17 protein-coding genes are annotated in these 20,431 nt (G+C 64.6%); 9 read left to right on the forward strand and 8 right to left on the reverse strand.

Going from position 1 to position 20,431, the window contains the following annotated elements; all coding sequences use genetic code 11:
• Positions 1-60 precede the first annotated feature (60 nt).
• Positions 61-2,157 (reverse strand): ABC transporter substrate-binding protein, encoded by a 2,097-nt coding sequence (locus C454_RS00750; protein ID WP_004971554.1) that lies wholly within the window; start codon positions 2,155-2,157, stop codon positions 61-63.
• A 154-nt stretch (positions 2,158-2,311) separates the two neighbouring features.
• On the opposite strand from C454_RS00750, the gene C454_RS00755 reads away from it, so the two are divergent.
• The 3 genes from C454_RS00755 to C454_RS00765 all read left to right on the forward strand — a co-directional run bounded on the left by C454_RS00755 (position 2,312) and on the right by C454_RS00765 (position 5,751).
• The gene (locus C454_RS00755; protein WP_229722663.1) at positions 2,312-2,554 is read left to right on the forward strand and encodes a hypothetical protein; all 243 of its coding nucleotides are present in this window, start codon (positions 2,312-2,314) and stop codon (positions 2,552-2,554) included.
• 490 nt (positions 2,555-3,044) lie between these two features.
• Positions 3,045-4,100 carry an alpha/beta hydrolase family protein gene (locus C454_RS00760; RefSeq protein ID WP_004971556.1) on the forward strand — a complete coding sequence of 352 codons (1,056 nt, stop codon included), beginning with the start codon at positions 3,045-3,047 and terminating at the stop codon, positions 4,098-4,100.
• A 112-nt stretch (positions 4,101-4,212) separates the two neighbouring features.
• Entirely contained in the window at positions 4,213-5,751 is a 1,539-nt protein-coding gene (locus C454_RS00765; protein ID WP_004971557.1) for a glycoside hydrolase family 28 protein, read from the forward strand.
• A 48-nt stretch (positions 5,752-5,799) separates the two neighbouring features.
• Here the strand turns inward: C454_RS00765 and C454_RS00770 are convergent, their stop codons facing one another.
• Both C454_RS00770 and C454_RS00775 read right to left on the reverse strand, forming a co-directional pair.
• Positions 5,800-7,149 carry a nickel pincer cofactor-dependent isomerase, group 22 gene (locus tag C454_RS00770; RefSeq protein WP_455428722.1) on the reverse strand — a complete coding sequence of 450 codons (1,350 nt, stop codon included), beginning with the start codon at positions 7,147-7,149 and terminating at the stop codon, positions 5,800-5,802.
• Positions 7,150-7,200: 51 nt separating this feature from the next.
• Positions 7,201-8,349 (reverse strand): Gfo/Idh/MocA family protein, encoded by a 1,149-nt coding sequence (locus tag C454_RS00775; RefSeq protein WP_004971560.1) that lies wholly within the window; start codon positions 8,347-8,349, stop codon positions 7,201-7,203.
• A gap of 375 nt (positions 8,350-8,724) precedes the next feature.
• Here C454_RS00775 and C454_RS00780 point away from each other — a divergent pair, with 375 nt between their 5' ends.
• The 5 genes from C454_RS00780 (at position 8,725) to C454_RS00800 (ending at position 14,278) form a co-directional block, all read left to right on the forward strand.
• Positions 8,725-10,824, forward strand: coding sequence for a DUF1349 domain-containing protein (locus C454_RS00780; protein ID WP_004971562.1), 2,100 nt, complete (start codon positions 8,725-8,727; stop codon positions 10,822-10,824).
• A gap of 99 nt (positions 10,825-10,923) precedes the next feature.
• Entirely contained in the window at positions 10,924-12,030 is a 1,107-nt protein-coding gene (locus C454_RS00785) for a Gfo/Idh/MocA family protein (protein ID WP_004971564.1), read from the forward strand.
• A 103-nt stretch (positions 12,031-12,133) separates the two neighbouring features.
• Positions 12,134-12,901 (forward strand): IclR family transcriptional regulator, encoded by a 768-nt coding sequence (locus tag C454_RS00790; RefSeq protein ID WP_004971565.1) that lies wholly within the window; start codon positions 12,134-12,136, stop codon positions 12,899-12,901.
• Positions 12,902-13,594: 693 nt separating this feature from the next.
• Positions 13,595-13,771, forward strand: coding sequence for a hypothetical protein (locus C454_RS00795; RefSeq protein WP_231608354.1), 177 nt, complete (start codon positions 13,595-13,597; stop codon positions 13,769-13,771).
• 105 nt (positions 13,772-13,876) lie between these two features.
• Positions 13,877-14,278, forward strand: a complete 402-nt coding sequence (locus C454_RS00800) for a hypothetical protein (protein WP_004971569.1) — start codon at positions 13,877-13,879, stop codon at positions 14,276-14,278.
• 29 nt (positions 14,279-14,307) lie between these two features.
• Here C454_RS00800 and C454_RS00805 read toward each other — a convergent pair whose 3' ends face one another.
• The 5 genes from C454_RS00805 to C454_RS00825 form a co-directional block, all read right to left on the reverse strand.
• A complete protein-coding gene (locus C454_RS00805) occupies positions 14,308-15,441 on the reverse strand; it encodes an ABC transporter ATP-binding protein (protein WP_004971570.1) in 1,134 nt (377 codons plus the stop codon).
• Positions 15,442-15,451: 10 nt separating this feature from the next.
• On the reverse strand, positions 15,452-16,318 hold the full coding sequence (locus C454_RS00810) for a carbohydrate ABC transporter permease (protein ID WP_004971572.1): 867 nt from the start codon (positions 16,316-16,318) through the stop codon (positions 15,452-15,454).
• 4 nt (positions 16,319-16,322) lie between these two features.
• Positions 16,323-17,216 carry a carbohydrate ABC transporter permease gene (locus tag C454_RS00815; RefSeq protein ID WP_049904871.1) on the reverse strand — a complete coding sequence of 298 codons (894 nt, stop codon included), beginning with the start codon at positions 17,214-17,216 and terminating at the stop codon, positions 16,323-16,325.
• Between the two features lie 22 nt (positions 17,217-17,238).
• Complete coding sequence (locus C454_RS00820) at positions 17,239-18,663, reverse strand: ABC transporter substrate-binding protein (RefSeq protein WP_004971577.1); 1,425 nt, start codon at positions 18,661-18,663, stop codon at positions 17,239-17,241.
• A 176-nt stretch (positions 18,664-18,839) separates the two neighbouring features.
• Entirely contained in the window at positions 18,840-19,517 is a 678-nt protein-coding gene (locus C454_RS00825) for a glycerophosphodiester phosphodiesterase (protein WP_004971579.1), read from the reverse strand.
• Between the two features lie 114 nt (positions 19,518-19,631).
• On the opposite strand from C454_RS00825, the gene C454_RS00830 reads away from it, so the two are divergent.
• Entirely contained in the window at positions 19,632-20,396 is a 765-nt protein-coding gene (locus C454_RS00830) for an inositol monophosphatase family protein (protein ID WP_004971582.1), read from the forward strand.
• Positions 20,397-20,431 lie beyond the last annotated feature (35 nt).

Raw genomic sequence — 20,431 nt, forward strand, 5'->3', positions numbered from 1 at the left:
ACGTTCTGGCTGATTTGGTGAGACGACGGTTTCTCGTTCAGGTGGCGGCGCCCGACGCGGTTACTCCCCTCCCTCCGCCGGGTGGAAGTATTCCGTTCCCATCTTGGCCATGTACTGGCAGTAGGAGTACTGCCCGATCTCGACGATCTCGTAGCGGTACGCCGGGTTCAGGTTGTTGTTCGGCGGCTTCGTCGCCCAGTTGTCGTGATTCAGCCAGTAGCCGCCCGTGCCGCCCTCCTCGTTGATGAGCATCATCGGGAGCGACTGGTTGAATATCCACGAGACTTCCGCGACCTTCTGTCTGCGCTCTTCGTCCGACATCTGCGTCCGAAGCTCGTTGAGCTTGTCGATGACGTCGACTTCCTGGAGGTCGCCGGCCGGGTCGCCGATGGGGTACGGCACCTCGACGACGCGGTCCATCGCCCAGCTGTCGTTGCTCGGAAGCGGCTGTCCGGACAGCGACTCCTGGACTCTGAAGGAGTTCGAGAAGCCGAGGAACGGCGGGCCGGACTTCGCGCCGCCCCAGTTGTCGAACAGCAGCTCCCAGTCGCCGGATTCCATGGTCTTGCCGGCGCGGATAGTCGCCTCCTGTGCGGTCACTTCCGTCTGCAGACCGAAACTGTCCAGGTAGGACTTCGCGATCTGTGCGAACCGCAGGGCCATCGGCTCCTCGTCGGACGTCGCCGTGTAGAACCGAAGGGTGACGTTCTCCCCGTTCGGGTCCTTCCAGCGGTTGCCCGACTTCGAGAAGCCGGCGGCCTCGAGGAGTTCGGTCGCCCGCTGTTCGTCCACGTCGTCTTCCGTGTGGGCGTACCGCTCGAGCTTCGCGAGGTCGCCGCTCGGCCAGTTCGAGTTCCCGCCGAACCATGGCACTTCCTTGTCCTGCCCGATGCCGGACGGAATGCGGTCTTCGACCCAGTAGGTGCCGTAGTCCGGAACCCACTCGACGAGCGGCTTCCGGGGGACGATGTGGTGAATCGCCTTCCGGACGCGCGGGTCGCCGGTGATGTCGCTCTGACAGTTGAGCAGGACGCCCATCGCCCCGCTGCGCATCTGCGGCGTAATCTGGTCCTCGGAGAGGCTGTCGGCCGGCCCCCACCCGTTCTCCTTGAGTCGGTCACGAGCGGACTGCGACTCCGGCGGGTAGCTCACGTCGATGACGCCCTCCTGCATCGCCTTGGTCCGCTGTTGCTGGTTCGGGTAGCGGTGCCAGTCGAGGCTGTAGTCTATCATGTCGCCCGTAATCTCGCCGTTCGACCACTCGGCGTCGCTGAAGGGACTGACGTAGTCGTCGTAGGGTTCGAAGTGCGCGACGTTCTCCTCTCCGCTGACGAACTCCCAGACGGAGTTCCCCGGGACGTTCGCGTTGTCCCAGACGTTCTGTTGGACCGCCTGCATCAGCTCCTGTTGGGCGGAGGTCCGCTCCGACTCGGTGGTGGCGTCGTCGAACATCTCGGCGTACTTCCCCCAGATGTCTCGGTGCGCCCAGAGCCACGCGCGGCGCTTCATGTGACCGAACTCGAATATCTCTCGGCTGATGTCGGGCTCGACCAGGTCGAACGTGAGTTCGTACTTCCCGGTCGTCTCCACGTTCTCGTACAGCGGTTGCGCGCCGTAGCCCTTGTGGACGGTCTGCATCAGCTTGCCGATTTTGAGCTGGGTCGCCACGTCCTCCGCGGTCAGGTCGTCGCCGTTGTGCCACGTGTAGGAGTCGCGGACGTTCCACGCGACCTGTCCGCTGTCGGCGTACTCCCAGTCCTCGATGACCATCCCTTTCGTCTTGTTCGACACCTTGTCGTGGACGGCCAGTTGGTCGAACATCGCCCAGTACCACCGGAACGAGAAGTTCGCGGCGTTGCCGTACGGATTGAACCGGGCGTTCGTCGGCGCGAGCGAGATGATGTGGTCGAGCGTTCGGCCCGACGACTGACCGTTCGATTCACCGTCCGTCGTCGTGCTCCCGCCGCCACCACCCTCGTTCTCGAGCGGCGTCGGCGTGTCTTCGTTACCACCACTACTACAACCGGCTAGCGCGGCGGCGCCGGCCGTAGCACCGAACGCGTTTCGAAGCAGACGACGGCGCGTCTGTGGCGATACGTCTTCCCACTCGTCGTCGCTGATCCACTTGTCGGACTCAGCGCTGCTTTGCGAATCCATCACACAGTACCCATTATGACTATCCCATATATACCCATCGATAATGGTAATTATCCAATGACACTATTTGATTACGCGGTCGCGCCCGTGGCTCTCGCGACGCGCGGGGCGGTCCCCCAAAGGACTATTATCCCGTTTTGCGAAATCGCCGGTAATGGGAACCTCAGAACGGTCGTACTTCAAATGTTGGATCTGCCGAAAGAAGATGCTGTGGACGAGCGTGCTCTCGTTTACGCTGCTCATCGTCGTCCTCGGCCTTCTCGCGATGACGGGCATCGAGCGCGGGACCGCGTCGTACGTCGTCCTCATGATGGACTTCGCCCTCGCCGGCGTGCTCCTCGCGACCGTCGGCGTCGTCTTCTGGCGGTGCGGCTACCTGAGTGATGCCCTCGACTGAACGCTCTCGGCTCTCTGTTTTCTCCCGTCGTCTCCCCCGACTCGGCTCACCGCTGTTCTTCATATCATAGTATCACTTTCATCGCTACCTCGCCGCAGTCTTCCGATTTCCGTACCTAATTTGTAATCGAGATGTTAGTTTTTGTTCGCGTATGGGGAACTCGATATCCGAATTCGGTTGGGCGTCCTCGCCGAGTGGCGTCCCAGTCACCGCCGCGAACATCAGAATCGCGGTTTTTGAGGTCTCTACTAGGTGAAATTGGGCTCGATTCGGTTCGGTACGCGCCGTGACGACGCTACAACCGTAATGCTCATTCCCCCGGTTTCAGGTCGGTTCGAGCTCCATCGAAAACGACCGAAAATCGGCGGGATATGGGTTTTACGCCCGGTTTTCCTCGAATTCGGCCATGTTCGCCCACGGGGAACAATCTGCCGGTCCGCGACGTCGACACGCACTTGTGAACCCGTCGCGTTCGTCGGAACGACACCGAATGACTGGCTTCGACTACGACGACTGGTTCGACGGCGTCCTCCGAGCGCCCGACAGCTCGGCCGCGTACGCGGGCGAGACAGGACAGGAATTCGAGGCGTGGCAGAAGTCGTTCCGCGCCGAACTGCGCGACGTGCTCGGATTTCCGGCGATGCGCGACAGCGCCGTCGAGGACATCGACCCGCGGCGACGGGAGCGTCCGGAAGCGACGGTTCGACACCGGAGTTACGAGCGACAGACGTGGAGCGTCCGCACCGAACGGGGGTTCCGCGTCCCGTTCTACCTGCTTCTCCCCGACTCGGTGGACCCGCCGTACCCCGTCGTCGTCGCGCTTCACGGCCACACCGAACACGGTAAAGACCTCGCCGCCGGCGTCGCCGAGGGCGAGGCGGCCGGCCGTCACATCACCGACGACCGACGAGACATGGCCCGACAGGCGGTCCGGCGGGGCTTCGCCGTCGTCGCTCCCGACATGCGCGCCTTCGGCGAGTTATCACCCGACACATCCGACGACTCGGATTCGCCCGACGCCGTCAGCGCGTGTACGCGCTGGCAGAAGCGCGCCCAACTCCTCGGCCGGTCGCTCGTCGGCGAGCGCGTGTGGGACGTGCGCCGTCTGGTCGACTTCGTCGAGGGACACTCCGCGCTCGACGCCGGCCGACTGGCCGTCTGCGGCCACTCCGGCGGCGGGACCGTCGCGCTGCTCGCGGGCGCGCTCGACGACCGAATCGGGCACGTCGTCGCCTGCGCGTCGGTCTGTCCGTTCGAGGACTCCATCGTCCCCATCGACCACTGTCTGTGCAACTACGTCCCCGGCCTCCGACGACTCGGCGAGGCGTGGGACATCGCCGGCCTCGTCGCCCCGCGGTCGCTCCGCATCGTCGCGGGCGAATCCGACCCCATCTTCCCGATAGCCGGGACGAGACGGGCGTTCGACCGCATCCAGGGTCGGTACTGCGCCGCGGATGCTGAGGGGAAGTGCAGTCTCTTCGTCGGCGACGGTGGCCACCGCTTCTTCGAGGCGGGCGCGTGGCCCTTCCTGCGCGACCGACTCTGAGCCGGCGCGCTGTCCCCGACCCCGCTTCCGTCTCTCGCCTCGCGTCGCCGATACCGGTGCCTCGTGGTACCTCGGCACAACGTTTATCAACGCGCTCGCGGATGCTTCAGGCGTGACTCTCGAACAGCGGAACGTTCGCGACTACGGTATCGACGACGACGATTCGCTCGACACGGCGGCGATTCAGGCGGCGCTCGACGACTGCGCCGGCGAGGGCGGCGAGGTGTATCTCCCGCCGGGGACGTACCGAAGCGCCCCGCTCCGCGTCGGCGACGACACGACCTTCAGACTGGCAAACGGGGCGGAACTCCGGTTCGTCCAGGACTTCACCGAGTTCCCGACGGTCGAGAGCCGCTGGGAAGGGTGGGACCAAGACGGCTTCCACCCGTGTCTCCACGTGGCCGACGCCTCGAACGTCACCATCACCGGCGAGGGCGTCATCGACGGCGGCGGTTCGTACTGGTGGGAGTTCGTGTCGTTACCGCCCGAAGAGTACCCGGCCGAGCTCGCCGAGCGACTCGAGGAGATTCGACGCGGCAACCAACAGGACGAGGTGAGCACGTTCACGGTGCGTCCGCCGCTGCTCCAGATAGACGGCTGTGAGAACGTGACCGTCTCCGGCGTGACGCTCCGGAACTCCCCGTTTTGGAACACGCACGTCGTCTACTCCGACGACGTGACGATTCACGACGTGTCGATTCAGAACCCGCCGGACGCCCCGAACGGCGACGGCATCGACATCGACTCCTCGCGCTTTGTCAGGGTCAGCGACACCCACATCGACGCCGGCGACGACGCCATCTGCCTGAAGTCGGGCAAGGACGAGCAGGGTCGCGAGGTCGGACGCCCGACCGAGAACGTCGTCGTGACCAACTGCACGGTCGAACACGGCCACGGCGGCGTCGTCATCGGGAGCGAGACGGCCGGCGACGTGCGGCACGTCACCGTCACGAACTGCACCTTCACCGACACCGACCGCGGTATCCGCATCAAGTCCAAGCGCGGCCGCGGCGGGACGGTCGAGGACCTCCGGTTCGACACCATCGTCATGCGCCGCGTCGCCTGCCCGTTCGTCATCAACGGCTACTACCAGACGGACATCGACAGCGAGCCCGAGCCCGTCACCGAGGCGACGCCGAACGTCCGAAACGTCGACTTCCACCACATCACCGCCGAGGAGGTCGAGTCGGCGGCGTTCCTCGCCGGCCTCCCCGAACAGCGCTTCGAGGGCATCTCCTTTACCGACGTGGACATCGACGCGACCCGCCCGTTCGACGCCTCGGACCTCTCGCCGGCGATGGCGAAGGGGTACGACCAGCGACACGGCGTCTTCTGTAAGTCGCTCGGCAGCGTCTCGTTCCGAGACGTTCGCGTGACGGTCCCCGACGGGAGCGGGACCCCGCTGACCGCGGAAGCGAGTTCGACCGTCGTCCTCGACGGCTTCGAAGCCGAGTCCGACGAGGGACCTGCCGTCGAGGCAGCCGGCGTCGAGAACCTCCGAATCGGCGGCTGCGTCGCCCCCGACGACGGCGAGCCGTTCGCCCGCGTCCGCGACGGCGAGGCCGACGAGCCCTCGGTACTCCTCGCCGGCAACTACGGCGACATGGACGAGGCCGTCGTCTCGGTGCAGCCAGAGACGGTCGAGCAGTAGGCGACGCCCGACGCACTCGTTTTTCCGAAAAAGACGCGCTCGCGTTCTTCAGTCCCGGAGCGACGGCGCGGCGAACTGACCGGCCTCGAACGCTATCGGCGAGGGTTCCTCGACCACGCGCAGGTCGTCTCGCTCGCGGGCTTCCTCGACGAGCGCCGGCGAGGCGTACAGCCGGTGGAGGTGCATGGTGTCGGCCGCGCGGACGACGCGGACCGTGTCGGGGTCGACGACGCCGATTGTCGACAGCGCGGCGACCACGCCCGCGCGGTCGGTCTCGACGACGGGCGGGAGCTTCACGCCGCGGATGGTGCTCGCGGTGAGCGCGTTGATGAGCGTCGTCTGCGCGTCCAACTCGGCGACGATGTCCTCGTGAATCACGTCGGCCGACCCGACGCCCATCGCGTTGCCGTGGGTCTTCTCGGTCAGCCCGTGGGTGTAGATGCGCTTGATGTTCGGCTTCTCGGGCGCGGGCTCGTTGATGGAAAACGGCCGGCGGCCGATGACGTTCGTGTCCATCCCCTGCCCGCTAATCTCCTTGCCCTGCCGGTCGAAGACGACCAAATCGAGCTCCTCGAACGGGAGCTTCGGCATCAGTTCGTACGCGGTTTCGAGCAGTTCGCGCTCGCGGTCGAGGAAGCCCGACGGGGGGACGCCCTCGATGAGCGTGGTGTCGTCGTGCTGGTCTTCCACGACGGCGACGCCGCCCACGATGGGAAGCGAGTCCAGCAGTTGCTCGGTGATTTCGGGAATCATCCGTCGGAACGACCAGTCGACGGCCCACTTGTGGGCGATTTGCGCGCCGCGCTGTTTGCCCATGCCGATGACGAGCATCTTCGACAGCCCGCTTTCGACCTCGCCGTCGAAATCCGTGTGTGGCTTGACGCGGTTGATGGGGACGATGGCGTCCGCGCCCGCGGCGTTGGCGTCGGCGACCACGGGCACGTCGCGGTCCGGCGTGCGCCCGACCTCCACGACCTCCATGCTGGACCGAATCTCGCAGCCGATTCGCTCCTCGGTGATGCCGAGTTCGTTCAGCATCTCCCGCTGTCCCTCGCCGGTCGCGCCGCCGTGGCTCCCCATCGCGGGGAAGACGAACGGCTCGTAGCCCGCCTCGGAGACGGCGTCGACGACGCCCGCGACGATGTCGGGTATGTTCGCGATACCGCGGCTCCCGACGCCGAGCGCGACCTCGCCGCCCTCGGGAACGTCCGCGAACGACAGCGCGGCGACGGCCTTCGCGGCTGCCTCCGGCACGTCGGCCGCCGGAATGGGATTCGTCTCCCAGACTTGTTCGATGATACCTAACTCGGGGAGCGAGGGGTTACCGCACGCTTCGAGGATAACGTCTTCCGGGACTGAGAGCCAGTCTACGGGGTTCTCGTCGCCATCTGTGTGCATGCGGAACTCGACGGCCGAGTTCGACATAAAACTGTTCGTCGGGGGGCCTCTCTACACGCTGAGGTCGTCGAGGACGACGCGGCGGCCCTCCTCTGAGGACCGATAGCTCGCCTCTGTGAGCTGGACGCCCCGAGCCCCGGCGGTGAAGTCCCACGGGAACGGTTCGTCGGCGACGACGTGCCGGATGAACTTCTCCCACTGGAGCTTGAACGCGTTCTCGAACACCTGATTGTTCGGGACGCCCGTCCAGTCCTCGTAGAAGTCGTGTTCCTTCGGCGTGTCGGGGTTCCACTCCGGTTTCGGCGTGTTCGCGTGCCCCTGCGTCTTGCAGTCGCGCAGGCCGGCGACCGCGCTTCCCTCGGTCCCGTCGACCTGAATCTCGAGGAGGTCGTCGCGGTTGACGCGGACGGTCCACGAGGAGTTGAGCTGGGCGACGATGTCGTCTTCCAGCTCCATGATGGCGTAAGCGGCGTCGTCCGCGGTCGCCTCGTAGGACTCGCCGTCCTCGTCGATTCGCTCGTCGATGTGGGTCTTCTGGAGACAGCGGACGGACTCCACCTCGCCGAAGAGGTTCTCCAGCACGTAGCTCCAATGGGAGAACATGTCGTCGACGATGCCGCCGCCGTCCTCGGCGCGGTAGTTCCACGAGGGGCGCTGCGCCTCCTGGCCGTGACCGGTGAACACCCAGTAGCCGAACTCGACGCGCACCGAGAGGATGTCGCCGAAGAAGTCCTGTTCGATGAGCCGCTGGAGCTTCAACAGCCCGGGCAACCAGAGTTTGTCCTGGACGATACCGTGTTTCACGTCGCTCTCTTCGGCCATCCCGGCCACGTCGAGCGCGGCGCTGAGGTCGCTCGCGAGCGGTTTCTCGCAGTAGACGTGCTTCCCGGCGTCGATAGCCTTCATGACGCTGTCCGGGCGGCGGGGGGTTATCTGCGAGTCGAAGTACACCTCGTCGTCGCCGTCGAGACACGTCTCGAGGTCGGGGTCGACGGTCCAGCGGTCGATACCGTGTTCCTCGCTCAGTTCGCGGAGTTTGCGTTCGTTACGGCCGACGAGAAGCGGGTCGGGCATTACTCGTTCCCCGCTGGGAAGTTCCACGCCGCCCTCCTCGCGCAGCGCGACGATGGAGCGGATGAGATGCTGATTCGTTCCCATCCGGCCGGTCACGCCGTTCATGATGATACCTAGCTCTTGCATGTGCTGACTCGTTGCACCAATCTGCTGGTCGGAGTGTAATAACCTTTTGCATGGTTTCGGTTTCCGCCGGAACGATTCGCGCGCCTGACCGTCGCCTGCACCCGCGAGCCGTCGATTACGACGATGTCCGACAGCGCGTAACCGAGGACGCGTGTGATTGAGCGCATCTATTCGAACATCTCGAACTTTATAAGGAATCGGAGATGTGTTACAAACATATGAGTGTAATAGATTATATCTCATCTCGTCATTTCGAACCGGCGTCGGCGTCATTCGTTCGGCACTCTCGAACTTTATATGCTGGTCGACCTCAGATTCAGGCTGCCATAAATTATAACAATCGTTGAATATGTTGTCTGTTCGAGTGATGCACTCATGAAACCCGACAGACGGACGTTCCTCCGCGTGCTCGGAGCAGGAAGTATCGGTGCGGCGACGACTGGCCTCTTCGGTGGCAGCGCCGCGGCCGCGACCGTGATTTCGATGCGGGGCGGCGGCGACGACATCTGGGGCACCGCCGACGCGTTCCACTACTACTACACGGAACTGAGCGGCGATTTCGACGTCGCCGTCCAGAACACCGGCATCGACAACGTCGAAAGCTGGACGAAGGTGGGGCCGATGGTCCGCGAGTCGCTCGACCCCGACTCGAAGAACGTCATGGTCCGTCGCCGGCCCAACGGAGAGGCGTCGATGCAGTATCGACCCGAAGACGGCGCTGAGACGGACAGCGTCGGCGGCACACCGGCCGACTGGCTCCGCCTCAAGCGAAGCGGAGACGCGATAGAGACCTACCACTCCACGGACGGCGAGACGTGGACGTCGATTAACACGCTCGACGCCGCCGACATCTCGCTGGGCGACAGCGTCTACGTCGGACTGGCGGTCACCAGCCACCTCTCGGGGACGCTCGCGACGGCGACGTTCCAGAGCCTCTCGGGGGTCGACCCCGACCGGAACCGCGATATCGGCGACGTCGAAGTCGCGGGGAGCGTGGAGAACACGACGGGCGTCCCGCTCGTCTCGACCGGCGACGTGACCGACATCGGCCCCGGGTCCGCCACGCTCACCGGCGACCTCGGCGACCTCGGCGGTGCCGACTCCGCAGAGTGTTACTTCGAGTACCGGGAGGTACCCACCGAGTCGTGGAAGACCACGGATTCGACGGTGCTCACCTCGTCGGGCGCGTTCAGCGTCGACGCCGACGACCTGACGCGGCGTCGCTACTACGAGGTTCGCGCGGTGGCGGACACGGCCGACGGCGACACCGCTCGGGGCTCGGTGTCCACGTTCAACACGCCGAACCCGTCGAACAGCAAGGTTCCGGCCCACGCCGGCCCGGACAGCGCGTCCCACTTCGGTCCGAGCGACGGGTTCGCCGAGGCCGCACCGTGGCTCGACGACGACACCCCGGTCATCGTGATAACCGAGCCGACCCGCCGCCAACTCGAAAAGGCGGTCACCATCGATGGCGAGCGACTGGTCGTCTTCGAGACCAGCGGAACGATCGACCTCGGCGTGCGCGACCTCCCGATTCCGTACGACAAGTGCTACATCGCGGGCCAGACCGCGCCCTCGCCGGGGGTCACGTTAGTCAAGGGTCGGGTGAATATCGGGGCGAGCGACTGCGTCCTCCAGCACGTTCGAGTCCGACTCGGCGACGCGGGCATCGAGGACGCGACCGAGGACTGGGCGCTCGACACGGTCAACACGGCCGACGAGACGACGAACAACGTCATCGACCACGTCTCCGCCTCGTGGAGCGTCGACGAGTGCCTCTCGGTCGGCTACGAGACCGCGGAGACGACCGTCTCGAACTGTCTCGTCGCCGAGGCGCTCGACGACTCGGTCCACCCGAAGGGCGAACACGGCTACGGGTCGCTCATCGGTAACGACGCGAAGAACGTCGCCATGCTGGGGAACGTCTGGGCGTTCAACACCGACCGCCATCCCAGACTCAAGGAGGGAACCGAGAGCGTCGTCGTCAACAACGTGATGTACGACTTCGAAGACGGCACCTGGCTTGACCCCGACACCGAGGCGAGCATCGTCGGCAACGCCTACCTTCGACCCAACTCGGACAAGGCGAACGTCTTCACCGAGGACGACGTGGACACCGCCGTGGCGTACCTCGAAGACAACCTCACCGACGGCGACGTGCCGATGGTCGACGAGAACGTGACTGTCGTCGATGAACGGCCGCTGTGGCCCGACGGACTGACGGCGATGTCGTCGGCCCGGACGCTCGACCACGACCTCGCGAACGTCGGCGCGCGCCCGGCCGACCGGACGGCGACCGACGAGCGAATCCTCGAAAACGTCGAAGCCGGGGAGAGCTACCTCGTCGACAGTCAGGAACAGGTCGGCGGCTACCCGGACCTTCCGGTCAACAGCCACGAGCTGAACGTCCCCAACGGCGGGACTCGCCCGTGGCTCCGGTCGTGGTCTCGTCGGGTCGAGACACCGTCACACTAACCGCACGGGGCCGACGCACCGTCTGTCACCGCATCGTCCGCCGACGACTATCTTGCTTGTATCCGCACATTTTTAAATCATTTTCGGTGAACTACGTGTATGGGTACGAATATCGGATACATCGGTATCGACCACCACCACCGGGACCCCTACTTCGCGGTCGCGAGCGAGTTGGACGCGACGATTACCGCGGTCTGCGAGCCCGGCCGGCGGGTCGACGTGGAGAACATCGCGGCGATGGACGACCGGCCCGACGAAATCACGACCGAGGGACAGGACATGGCGGACCTCGTCGGCGGCGCGGCGGTCTACGAGGACCCGCACGAACTCGTCTCCGACGCCGACGTCGACGTGGCGTGGATAACCTACCGGAGCGACGAGACGCCGGCAATCATCGAGAGCGCCGTCGAGAACGGCGTTCACGTCGTCAGCGAGAAACCCATCGCTCGGACCGCCGCGGACCTCGAAGACATCGCCGAGCGGGCCAACGAGCTCGGCGTCACCGTCTCGCCGACGATGTACTACCGGCGCAACCCCGTCGCGATGGCGCTCCGCGACCGAGTTTCGGAGGGCTTCTTCGGCGACGTGTGGACGCTGGACGGCCGCTTCAACGCCAGCCAGCTCTCCTACCGGGACACCGACCACTACCTCTACGACCGGGAGACGAGTCGCGGCGGCGCGCTCCAGTGGATCGGCCCGCACTGGGTCGACGTGATGCCGTGGATTCTCGACGACCCCATCGCGCGGGTGAACGCCCGGTTCCACGACGCGGTCGAGGCGGACGTGGAAGCGGGGGCCGTCCTCCAGTTCGAGACCGAAAGCGGGACGCTCGGGACGTACCACACCGGCTACTACCTGAGCGACCGCGGCAAGGACACGCACCTCGGGCTCTACGGCACCGAGGGACAGGCGCTGACGCCGCTGCACCACGACTCGCTGCAGCACGAACCGACGGTCCCCCTCGACATCACCTCGGAACACCCCGACTGGACCGCCGCGCCCAAGCGGACCGTCGAGTTCGAGTTCACCTACGACCGGTTCCCGGCGTGGGGCGACTTCGTGCAGGACTACTTCGAGGACTACTTCGCGGGCTACGAGACCGGCGACGTGCCCGCGACGGTCGACGACGCCGTGCAACTGCTGCGCGTCCTCGATGCGGCCTACGAGTCCGGCGAGCGCGGCGGCTGGGTCGAAGTCGAGGGGTGAACGCGCTCGACGCCGCCGCGCCCGCCGGGCCACCCTGCGCCGCGGGGTCGACCAGCCGTTCGGCTATCCTGAACTTTAAATATATAGCCGAAAATATTGAGTCATGCCAACGGATGACTCGCCCAAGACGCTCCGGACGACCGCCACCTCGATAGAGATTCTGAAGCAACTCGAAGCGATAGACGGCGCGCGAGTCTCCGAAATCGCCGAGCGGATGGACAAGCCCAAGAGCACGATTCACGGCCACCTCGCGACGCTCAAGCAGGAGCAGTTCGTCATCAAGGAGGGTGATTTCTACTTCATCGGCCCGGAACTGCTCCGACTGGGGAACCAAGTCCGGACGCGGGAGCCGGCGTTCGTTCTCGCGCGGCAGTTCACGGAGCGACTGTTCGAAGAGACCCGCCTCCGGTCGATTTTCACCGTCGAGATGGGGGGAAAGGCCGTCTTCCTGCACACCGCGTCGGGGAGTAAGATGGGGTGGTCCCACGAGCAACTCGGCAACCGACTGTTCCTGCACAACACCGCCGTCGGAAAGGCGATTCTCGCGGAACTCCCGGAGCCGCGCATCGAACAGATAGTCGACCGGTGGGGCCTCCCGCAGGAGACGGAAAACACCACCACCGACCGCGAGGCGCTGTTCGAGGAGTTAGAGCGCGTCCGCGACCAGGGCTACGCCGTCAACCGCGCCGAGAACTTCAACGAACTCTACGCTATCGGCGTCGCCGCGACGCGCCGCTCGGGCGACGTTATCGGCGGGTTCAGCGTCACGGGGCCGGCCCACTCGGTGACCGGCGAGGACAGGAAAGCCGAGCTCGCGCACACGGTCAAAGACATCGTCAGCGAGTTCGAACTGGAACTCGCGCTCGCGTGACTCGGGCGGGACCGACCCGGGTCGCTCGCCGCCGCCGACCGCTCTCCGGCCGTTCGGGACTGTCGAACATTATATACTCGCGATAGTTACAGCCGCTCTCCCCGCTGGATTATTACTGCGAATCAACAAATTACGCTCGTACGTCTGTAATATATTTTCGTAACGCGCCGCCGTGCTGAGCGAGCGTTCGGACGCAGTGACTGCACGTGCTCGATTACGCCCGGCGCAATTTCACTATCGGATAATTTACTTATTAATATTCCTATCAGAATCCAGTAATTTCTGAACACCGAGGCGTTATCTATCGACTCGCGTCCGACGGCATCCGAGAAACCACTACTCGGTCGCTGAAACGGCGAAGGCTAGCAGATAACCCGCCCGGACCGATTTTCGGCTCGGGCTCTCGGCACCGGTCGACACTGCCCCGAACCGCCACGGCTCGGCTCGCCACCGAGAACAATCCGTGAACGCCGAATAAACGGTCATTACGGCTCGTTCGTCTCTCTTCGTTGTCTCCCTGTACTTCGGAACCACGAATCGAGGTTCGAGATATCGTCTCGTGAAATAACACTTCTATATGTATATCGAATATTTTACTATTATTTCGGTGTCCGCTCTCGGAATCCGCCGTGTTCGCTCGACGGCCGCCACCTTTTCTTCCGAGGAGTCGTTACCACCGATGCTATGGGCGTGATGAGCAAGCTTCGACGGCTGCTCGGCCTCGTAGAGGGACACGAAGACGACGTCGCCAAACAGATCGGAAAGCGAACGAAGGTGAGCGAGGAGAAGGCGAAGAAAGGCATCGAGAAGGCGACTGACGCGGTCGAAAGCGGTTCTGACGGCGGCTCGGGAGACCGGAGTAGCTACTGACCGACGGTGGCGTGACGAGCCGTGATGGGCGGCCGGCCGGGAGGGTGCCCGCACCTGCACGCGTTTCGGCGAACCACTCATACCGTTCGGCCGCACACACGGGTTATGCCCGAATCTCGCACGCCGTCGCTCGACGGACGAGTCTTCAAATCGGTCGCCAACGCCGAGGGCGGCGACGTCGGCGGCGACACCTACTTCTGGTTCGACCAGTCCGACGACCTGATTCACGCGACGTACCGCGGCGGAACCGTCAGGTTGGGCCACCTCGTCGGCCTCCGCCTCGACGACACGCTCGACTTCCGGTACTCCCACGTCACCGAGGACGGGACGACCGCGACCGGCCACTCGACCGACCGCATCGAGCGACTGGACGACGGTCGCCTCCGTCTCCACGAGGACTGGTCGTGGGACTCGAAACCGGGCTCCGGGACGAGCGTCCTCGAAGAGCTCACCGACGAGGAGCGGACGGGGCTGGACCTGTCGCCTGACTCCTTCGACGGACGGTAGTGACGGGGCCCGTGCCTGCCTCGCCCTCGTCAATCAGCTAGGGCGCTCTCAGTCACCTGCTCGGGTACTGACGAGTGGTACACGGCGTCTCCGTCCGAATCGAACAGGTGGAGTCGGTCCGTATCGACGGCGAGTTCGACGATGTCGCCGGCCGCAATTCGGCTCCGCGGCTCGACCTTGACTCGAATCTCCTCGTCGCCGAGGCGACAGTGCAAAAGCAGTAGCTCTCCGAGCGGTTCGGTGACCGTCACCTCGGCGGTGAACGACTCTGACGCCGCGGCACGGTTCGAGACGAGGGACACGTCTTCGGGCCTGACCCCGAGCGTGAGTCCGTCGTCGTCGATGCCGTCGAGTCCGGAGCCGGCGGGAAGTGTGAGCGAAAGCCCCGGTGCCGTTGCGACGTGTTCATCTCCTCGCTGTCGGACCGACGCGGGGATAAAGTTCATCGCGGGCTCGCCGACGAACCCCGCGACGAACTGGTTCGACGGGTAGTCGTACAGCTCCTGGGGGGCAGCGACCTGCTGGAGCCTCCCGTCTTCGAGCACGGCGACCCTGTCGCCGAGCGTCATCGCCTCCGTCTGGTCGTGGGTGACGTAGACGGTCGTCGTTTCGAGGTCGCGGTGGAGCTTGAGCAACTCGGCGCGCATCTGGACCCGCAGTTTCGCGTCGAGGTTCGAAAGCGGCTCGTCCATCAGGAACACGTCCGGTTCGCGGACGAGCGCGCGGCCGATAGCGACTCGCTGTCGCTCCCCGCCCGAGAGTTCCTTCGGTTTCCGGTCGCGGAGATGCGCGATGTCGAGCGTCTCGGTGGCCTCTTCGACGCGTCGCTCGATTTCGTCGCCGGAGAACTCGCTCGCAGACTTCATGCCGAACTTCATGTTCTCGGCCGCCGTCATATGGGGGTACAGCGCGTAGTTCTGAAACACCATTGCGATGCTTCGGTCCTTCGGCGGTACCTCGTTGACGACGCGGTCGCCGATGGCGATAGAGCCGTCCGTCACCGATTCGAGGCCGGCGAGCATCCGGAGCGTCGTCGATTTCCCGCACCCCGAGGGGCCGACGACGACGAGGAACTCGCCGTCGTCTATTTCGAGGTCGATACCCTTCACGGCGCGCACGTCGTCGTACGTCTTCCGCAGGTTCTGAATCGTGATGTCTGACATGGTGAGTTCGCTATTTCTGTTGGATGGTGAGTGTCCGCAGGAGCGGCCGGTGAAGCACGATGAGCACGACGAGCGGCGGGAGCAACGCGAGGACCGCGCCAGCCATGATGAGCCCCCACTGCGTCAGCCCCGCCTGCGCGGAACCCTGGAGGTACCGAATCCCGACCTGGACGACCTGACTGCTCTTGTCGGTCACGACGACCAGCGGCCAGAGGAACTGGTTCCACGTGTAGATGAACGTGATAACGCACACCCCGGCTATCATCCCCCTCGACATCGGGATGAGCACCCTGAACAGGAAGGTGAGCGGCCCGACGCCGTCGAGGCGTGCGACCTCGACGAGCGAGGCCGAGATTCCCATGAACTGCTGGCGAAAGAGGAAGACGGCCGTCGCGCTCGCGACGTACGGCCCGGTCAACGCCAGGAGAGAGTTCGTCCAGCCGAGGTCGGCCATCAACTGGAACAGCGGGACGATTCGAACCGGCACCGGCAACAACAGCGTCAGCAGGATGAACATGAACACCGCCCGCTCGTACGGGAAGCGGTAGTAGACGAGCGCGAGCGCCGCGAACAACGAGAGCGTGACCTTGCCGACGACGACGATGACGCTCATCACGAACGAGTTCAGCATGTACGTGCTGAAGTCGTAGTTCACGAGCGCGTCCGAGTAGTTCGAAAGCCCCTTCGACCCGAGGCCGAGGTTCGTCACCTGATACACCTCCGTCGTCGACTGCGTGCTCATGATAACCGCGAGCAACAGCGGCGACGCCATCAGGAGAATCGAGAAGACGATGCCGCCGTGCAGCAGCACGTCGTCGGGTAGTCGGTGGACGAGCCGTCTCGCGTCGATGTTCGTGGTGTCTGTTTCTGTTGCCATCTCGTTATCCTCCGTACCGCCCGTACCCCGACGCGAACCGAAGCTGGAGGTACATCAGAATCGACACGACGACGAACAGAATCACGGACTGCGCGGACGCCAGCCCGAGGCTGTTGAACTGGAAGGCGTCGCGGTAGAGCTTGAATATCAGGAAGTTCGTGGCGTCGCTGGGACCGCCGCTCGTCATCAGGTCCACGAGCGGGAACGTCGAGAAGAACGCGTATATCGTGTTCATGATGACGAGGAACGTCATGGTCGGTGCGATCATCGGCACGTACACCTTGTACAGCATCCTGAACCGACCGACACCGTCGATACGGGCGTTCTCAGTCAGTATCTCGGGGATGTTGTTCAGCGCGGCGACGATGAAGATGATGTTGTAGCCGAGCTGCTTCCAGACCGCGACGACCGCGAGTATCGCAAACGCCTGCGGGCCGTCGTTGAACCAGTCCAGCGTAAAGGGCGTCAGAAGTTCGAGGTAGTGGGTGAAGATGCCGAGGTTCGGGTGCAGGATGAAGTTCAGGAGAATCGCGGCGACCGCCGGCGGGAGCGCGTACGGCCAAATCGCGGCGACGAGATACACGGACGACCGGACGTCGACGGAGAATATCAGGTAGCCTATCAGCAGCGAGACGCCGAGCGTTCCGAAGACGACGACCGCCGCGAACGCGACCGTGATGAGGAAGCTGTACCGGTAGACGTCCGAGGTGAGCAGGCTGACGAAGTTCCCGAGCCCGGTCCACGTCTGTCGCTGTCCGAGAAACAGCGTCTCGTAGAGGCTGAGCCGGAACGTCTCGAGCGCGGGGTAGTACAGGAACGCGACGAGGACCGCCGCCGTCGGGAGTAACAACAGCGCCGCCTGAAGCGTCGAATCGTACGGTTTTGTGGCAGTAGACATGTAAATAACGTGTCGGGGGAGCCTACTCGCTCCCGTCGTAGTTGCCGTTGTAGCCGGCGAGCGCCTCGCCGACCTGCGTGTCCATCCGCGACAGCCCCTCCTCGACGCCGAGTTGGTCGTTGATGATGCTGACCGATATCTCCTCGTTGATGGACCGGGTCTTGGGGAAGACGCCCATCACCGCGCCGCGCGTCGCGGGCGTATCCTCGGTGTCCTGAAGCTGGTCGAACGCCGTGCTGAAGTTGGGGTTGTTCTCGAACCAGCCGTCGTTCGTGAGCTGGTCGATGGCGCTCTGCCGAACCGGGAAATAGCCGCTGTTGCGGTGCCAGCGCGCCTGTTGTTCGGTCTGCGTGACGTAGGCGATGAACTCGCCCGCGGCCTGCTTCTTCTCGTCGGCGAGGGCGTCGGGAACCCACAGCGACCCCCCGCCGATGACGACGCCGGTGTTCGCGCCGTCGGGGGTCGGAAGGTAGCCGGAACCGAGTTCGAAGCCGTTCTCCTTCGCCCCGGACTGCATCGAGACGATGTTCGACGTGGAGTCCCACAGCATCGGCACCTTCTGGGTGAGAAACGCCTGCCGCGCCTCTCCCCACGCCTCGATACCGGGGTTGAGATAGAGCCCGTCTTGGGCCATCTGCTTCCACCAGGAGTAGACGCTACGCCCCGCCTCGGAGTTGAAGAACGTCTGGTCGGGGCGACCGGCGCGGCCGTTTTCCTGGTTCACGAGCACCTGGTCCTGCTTCGCGAACTGCTGTTCGATCTGCATCCACGTGTGGTTCGGCCAGCTGATTCCGCTTTCCATGGCGGTCTGGTCGACGATGGTCTGTGCGGCCTGCCGGACTTCCGCGAGGCTCCGCGGCGGGCTTTCGGGGTCGAGTCCGGCCGCCTCGAACGCGCTCTTGTTGTACAGCATGATGGTGTTCGAGGAGTTGAACGGCATCGAGTTCAGCGTCCCGTCCATGCGGTAGTAGTTCAAGACCGACGGCAGGAAGTCGTCGAGGTCGATTTTGTCTTCCGGGAGAATCTCCTCGACCGGCGTGAACGAACCGCTGTCGAGCGCGAGTCGCGTCCCGACCTCGAATATCTGGACGATTCCCGGCGGGTCGCCGGCCCGCGACGCTTGCAGCGACTGATTGAGGTTCTGTCGGTAACCGCCGTTGTTGACCGCCTCGATGGTGATTCCGTCGTGCTGTTGTGAGAACTCGCTGGCCATGTCTTCCAGCGTCTGGCCGAGTTCACCCCCGAAGATATGCCAGAACGAGACGCTCACGTCTTGTGCGCCGGACGAGCCGGCCGTCGTTCCCGACTGTTCGGCGCTCCCGCCCCCGGTCTGGGTGGGTGAGTCGCCTCCGCCGGAACAGCCCGCGAGTCCCGCGACGCCGACGGCCCCCGCCGTTGCGAGGAATCCGCGCCGACTGGTTGTGCGTCCGATAGCTCGGTTCGTCATTTCGGCTCGCCCGCCGTCAGGGCCATTTCCAGGCATGTACCGGAACATATCCGAACACATAATTTAAATTTTACCATTATATCCCAAATAATTAGACATATGTTGTTCTCTGGTGTGGCTCGTACCGCTCTGATTGGGGTATAAAAATCTCGGCGGCACCGAGCGTCGAGTCGGAATCACGGACGCGGCTCCGTGGTGACGACGTCCCATCGGTCGACGGTGAGGGCGTCGACGCCGACCGACCGGAGGGTCGTCGCAGTCGGTTCGTCGTCGACGGTCCACGCGTCGACGAGCAGCCCGGCGTCGTGCGCGCGCTCGACGAGGTCCGACGAGGTGCAGAGCTCGTGTTCGACGTGAACGAACTCGCAGCCCCGCTCGGTCGCCCACGCCAACTCCGCGGAAACGTCGTCGTGGAACGAGTAGCCGATATCAGCCGCTGACGGCGTCCCCAGGGCGACGCCGACCGCTTCGCGCGACGGGGACGAAAAGACGACCCGCTCGTCGAGTCGCTCGACGGCCGCTAAGGCGTCTTCGACGAGCCCCGGGTCGCGGGTATCGAGGTTCATGCCGGTGCCCGCGGGCCACTCGTCGACCACCCGCTCGAAGCGCGGAATCGTCGCTTCCGACCCGCCGACTCGAAGCGCCGTGAGGTCGTCGACGGCGGTTTCGGCGAGTTTCCCCGCGACCGTCGTCAGCCGCGACAGGTCGTCGTCGTGAAACGCCACCAGCTCCCCCGAGCCACAGCGCATCACGTCCACCTCGACGAGGTCGACGTGGGGTGCGGACTGCTTGACCGCGGGAATTGTGTTCTCTGGATACTGGCCCGCACAGCCTCGATGCCCGATAGTGAGCATACGACACGTCGCCGACAGTTACTTATCAACCATGCTATGATATCCCCGTACTGAACAGATCACTATTGAGACAACATAGCAGCCACAATATACGAGCCCCGACCAAACCGGTGTATGGGTGACGACCGCTACCTGTGGACCGCGATTCGGGCGGCTGAGGTCGCCGGCGACGAGCTACGGGCCCGATTCGAGTCGGGTTCACGCGAGCGGTCCCGCGGCCCCCCGGCGGACGAGGCCGCCGAAGAGCGCATCATCGAAGTGATATCAACCGCGTTTCCGGACGACAACGTCGTCTCCGAGGAGTGCTCTCCGGAGTTCCGCCCGAAGCCGCGTTGGGTCATCGACCCGCTCGACGGGACGGTCAATTTCCACAACGGCGTGCCGCACTTCTCCGTCTCCGTCATGTACGAGGGTGCGACACGGCCCGACGTCGGCGTCGTCAACTACGTCCCGGCGGACCAGCTGTACGTCGCGGTCGAGGGCGAAGGCGCGTTCGTCAACGGACGGGAACTCTCGGTCTCGAACGCCGCGGAGCTGTCGGACGCGCTCGTCGTGACCGGATTCGACTCGCTGGCCCGAGCGAACGGCGACGGCGCGTATCTCGAAGCGCTCTGCGAGTCGACGCAGGGCGTTCGCCGGATGGGGTCGGCCGCCGCGGAGTTGGCGCTCGTCGCCGCCGGCCGCTTCGACGTGTACTTCGAGCAGAACCTCGATATGTGGGACACGCGGACCGGCCCGCTCCTCGTCCGCGAGGCCGGCGGCGAGGTGACGCACGTCGAAGCGATAGACGACGTGACCGGCGACACCGTCGTCGCGTCCAATCAGGACCTCCACCGGCAGGTCATCTCGCTCATGTCTCGGCACAGCGCCCTCGGGTGAGCGACGCGTCTCGGACTGGTGGTCTGGACGTTTGG

This window comes from Haloferax gibbonsii ATCC 33959 (genome assembly GCF_000336775.1).
GTDB lineage: Archaea > Halobacteriota > Halobacteria > Halobacteriales > Haloferacaceae > Haloferax > Haloferax gibbonsii.

Bases quoted from the DNA above. Each gene is read 5' to 3' on its own strand.
- C454_RS00805 (WP_004971570.1), bottom strand. From the start codon at position 15,441: ATGTCAGACATCACGATTCAGAACCTGCGGAAGACGTACGACGACGTG.
- C454_RS00750 (WP_004971554.1), bottom strand. From the start codon at position 2,157: ATGGATTCGCAAAGCAGCGCTGAGTCCGACAAGTGGATCAGCGACGAC.
- C454_RS00815 (WP_049904871.1), bottom strand. From the start codon at position 17,216: ATGTCTACTGCCACAAAACCGTACGATTCGACGCTTCAGGCGGCGCTG.
- C454_RS00770 (WP_455428722.1), bottom strand. From the start codon at position 7,149: ATGCACACAGATGGCGACGAGAACCCCGTAGACTGGCTCTCAGTCCCG.
- C454_RS00820 (WP_004971577.1), bottom strand. From the start codon at position 18,663: ATGACGAACCGAGCTATCGGACGCACAACCAGTCGGCGCGGATTCCTC.
- C454_RS00825 (WP_004971579.1), bottom strand. From the start codon at position 19,517: ATGCTCACTATCGGGCATCGAGGCTGTGCGGGCCAGTATCCAGAGAAC.
- C454_RS00800 (WP_004971569.1), top strand. From the start codon at position 13,877: ATGCCCGAATCTCGCACGCCGTCGCTCGACGGACGAGTCTTCAAATCG.
- C454_RS00775 (WP_004971560.1), bottom strand. From the start codon at position 8,349: ATGCAAGAGCTAGGTATCATCATGAACGGCGTGACCGGCCGGATGGGA.
- C454_RS00760 (WP_004971556.1), top strand. From the start codon at position 3,045: ATGACTGGCTTCGACTACGACGACTGGTTCGACGGCGTCCTCCGAGCG.
- C454_RS00780 (WP_004971562.1), top strand. From the start codon at position 8,725: ATGAAACCCGACAGACGGACGTTCCTCCGCGTGCTCGGAGCAGGAAGT.
- C454_RS00790 (WP_004971565.1), top strand. From the start codon at position 12,134: ATGCCAACGGATGACTCGCCCAAGACGCTCCGGACGACCGCCACCTCG.
- C454_RS00785 (WP_004971564.1), top strand. From the start codon at position 10,924: ATGGGTACGAATATCGGATACATCGGTATCGACCACCACCACCGGGAC.
- C454_RS00810 (WP_004971572.1), bottom strand. From the start codon at position 16,318: ATGGCAACAGAAACAGACACCACGAACATCGACGCGAGACGGCTCGTC.
- C454_RS00755 (WP_229722663.1), top strand. From the start codon at position 2,312: ATGGGAACCTCAGAACGGTCGTACTTCAAATGTTGGATCTGCCGAAAG.
- C454_RS00830 (WP_004971582.1), top strand. From the start codon at position 19,632: ATGGGTGACGACCGCTACCTGTGGACCGCGATTCGGGCGGCTGAGGTC.
- C454_RS00795 (WP_231608354.1), top strand. From the start codon at position 13,595: ATGAGCAAGCTTCGACGGCTGCTCGGCCTCGTAGAGGGACACGAAGAC.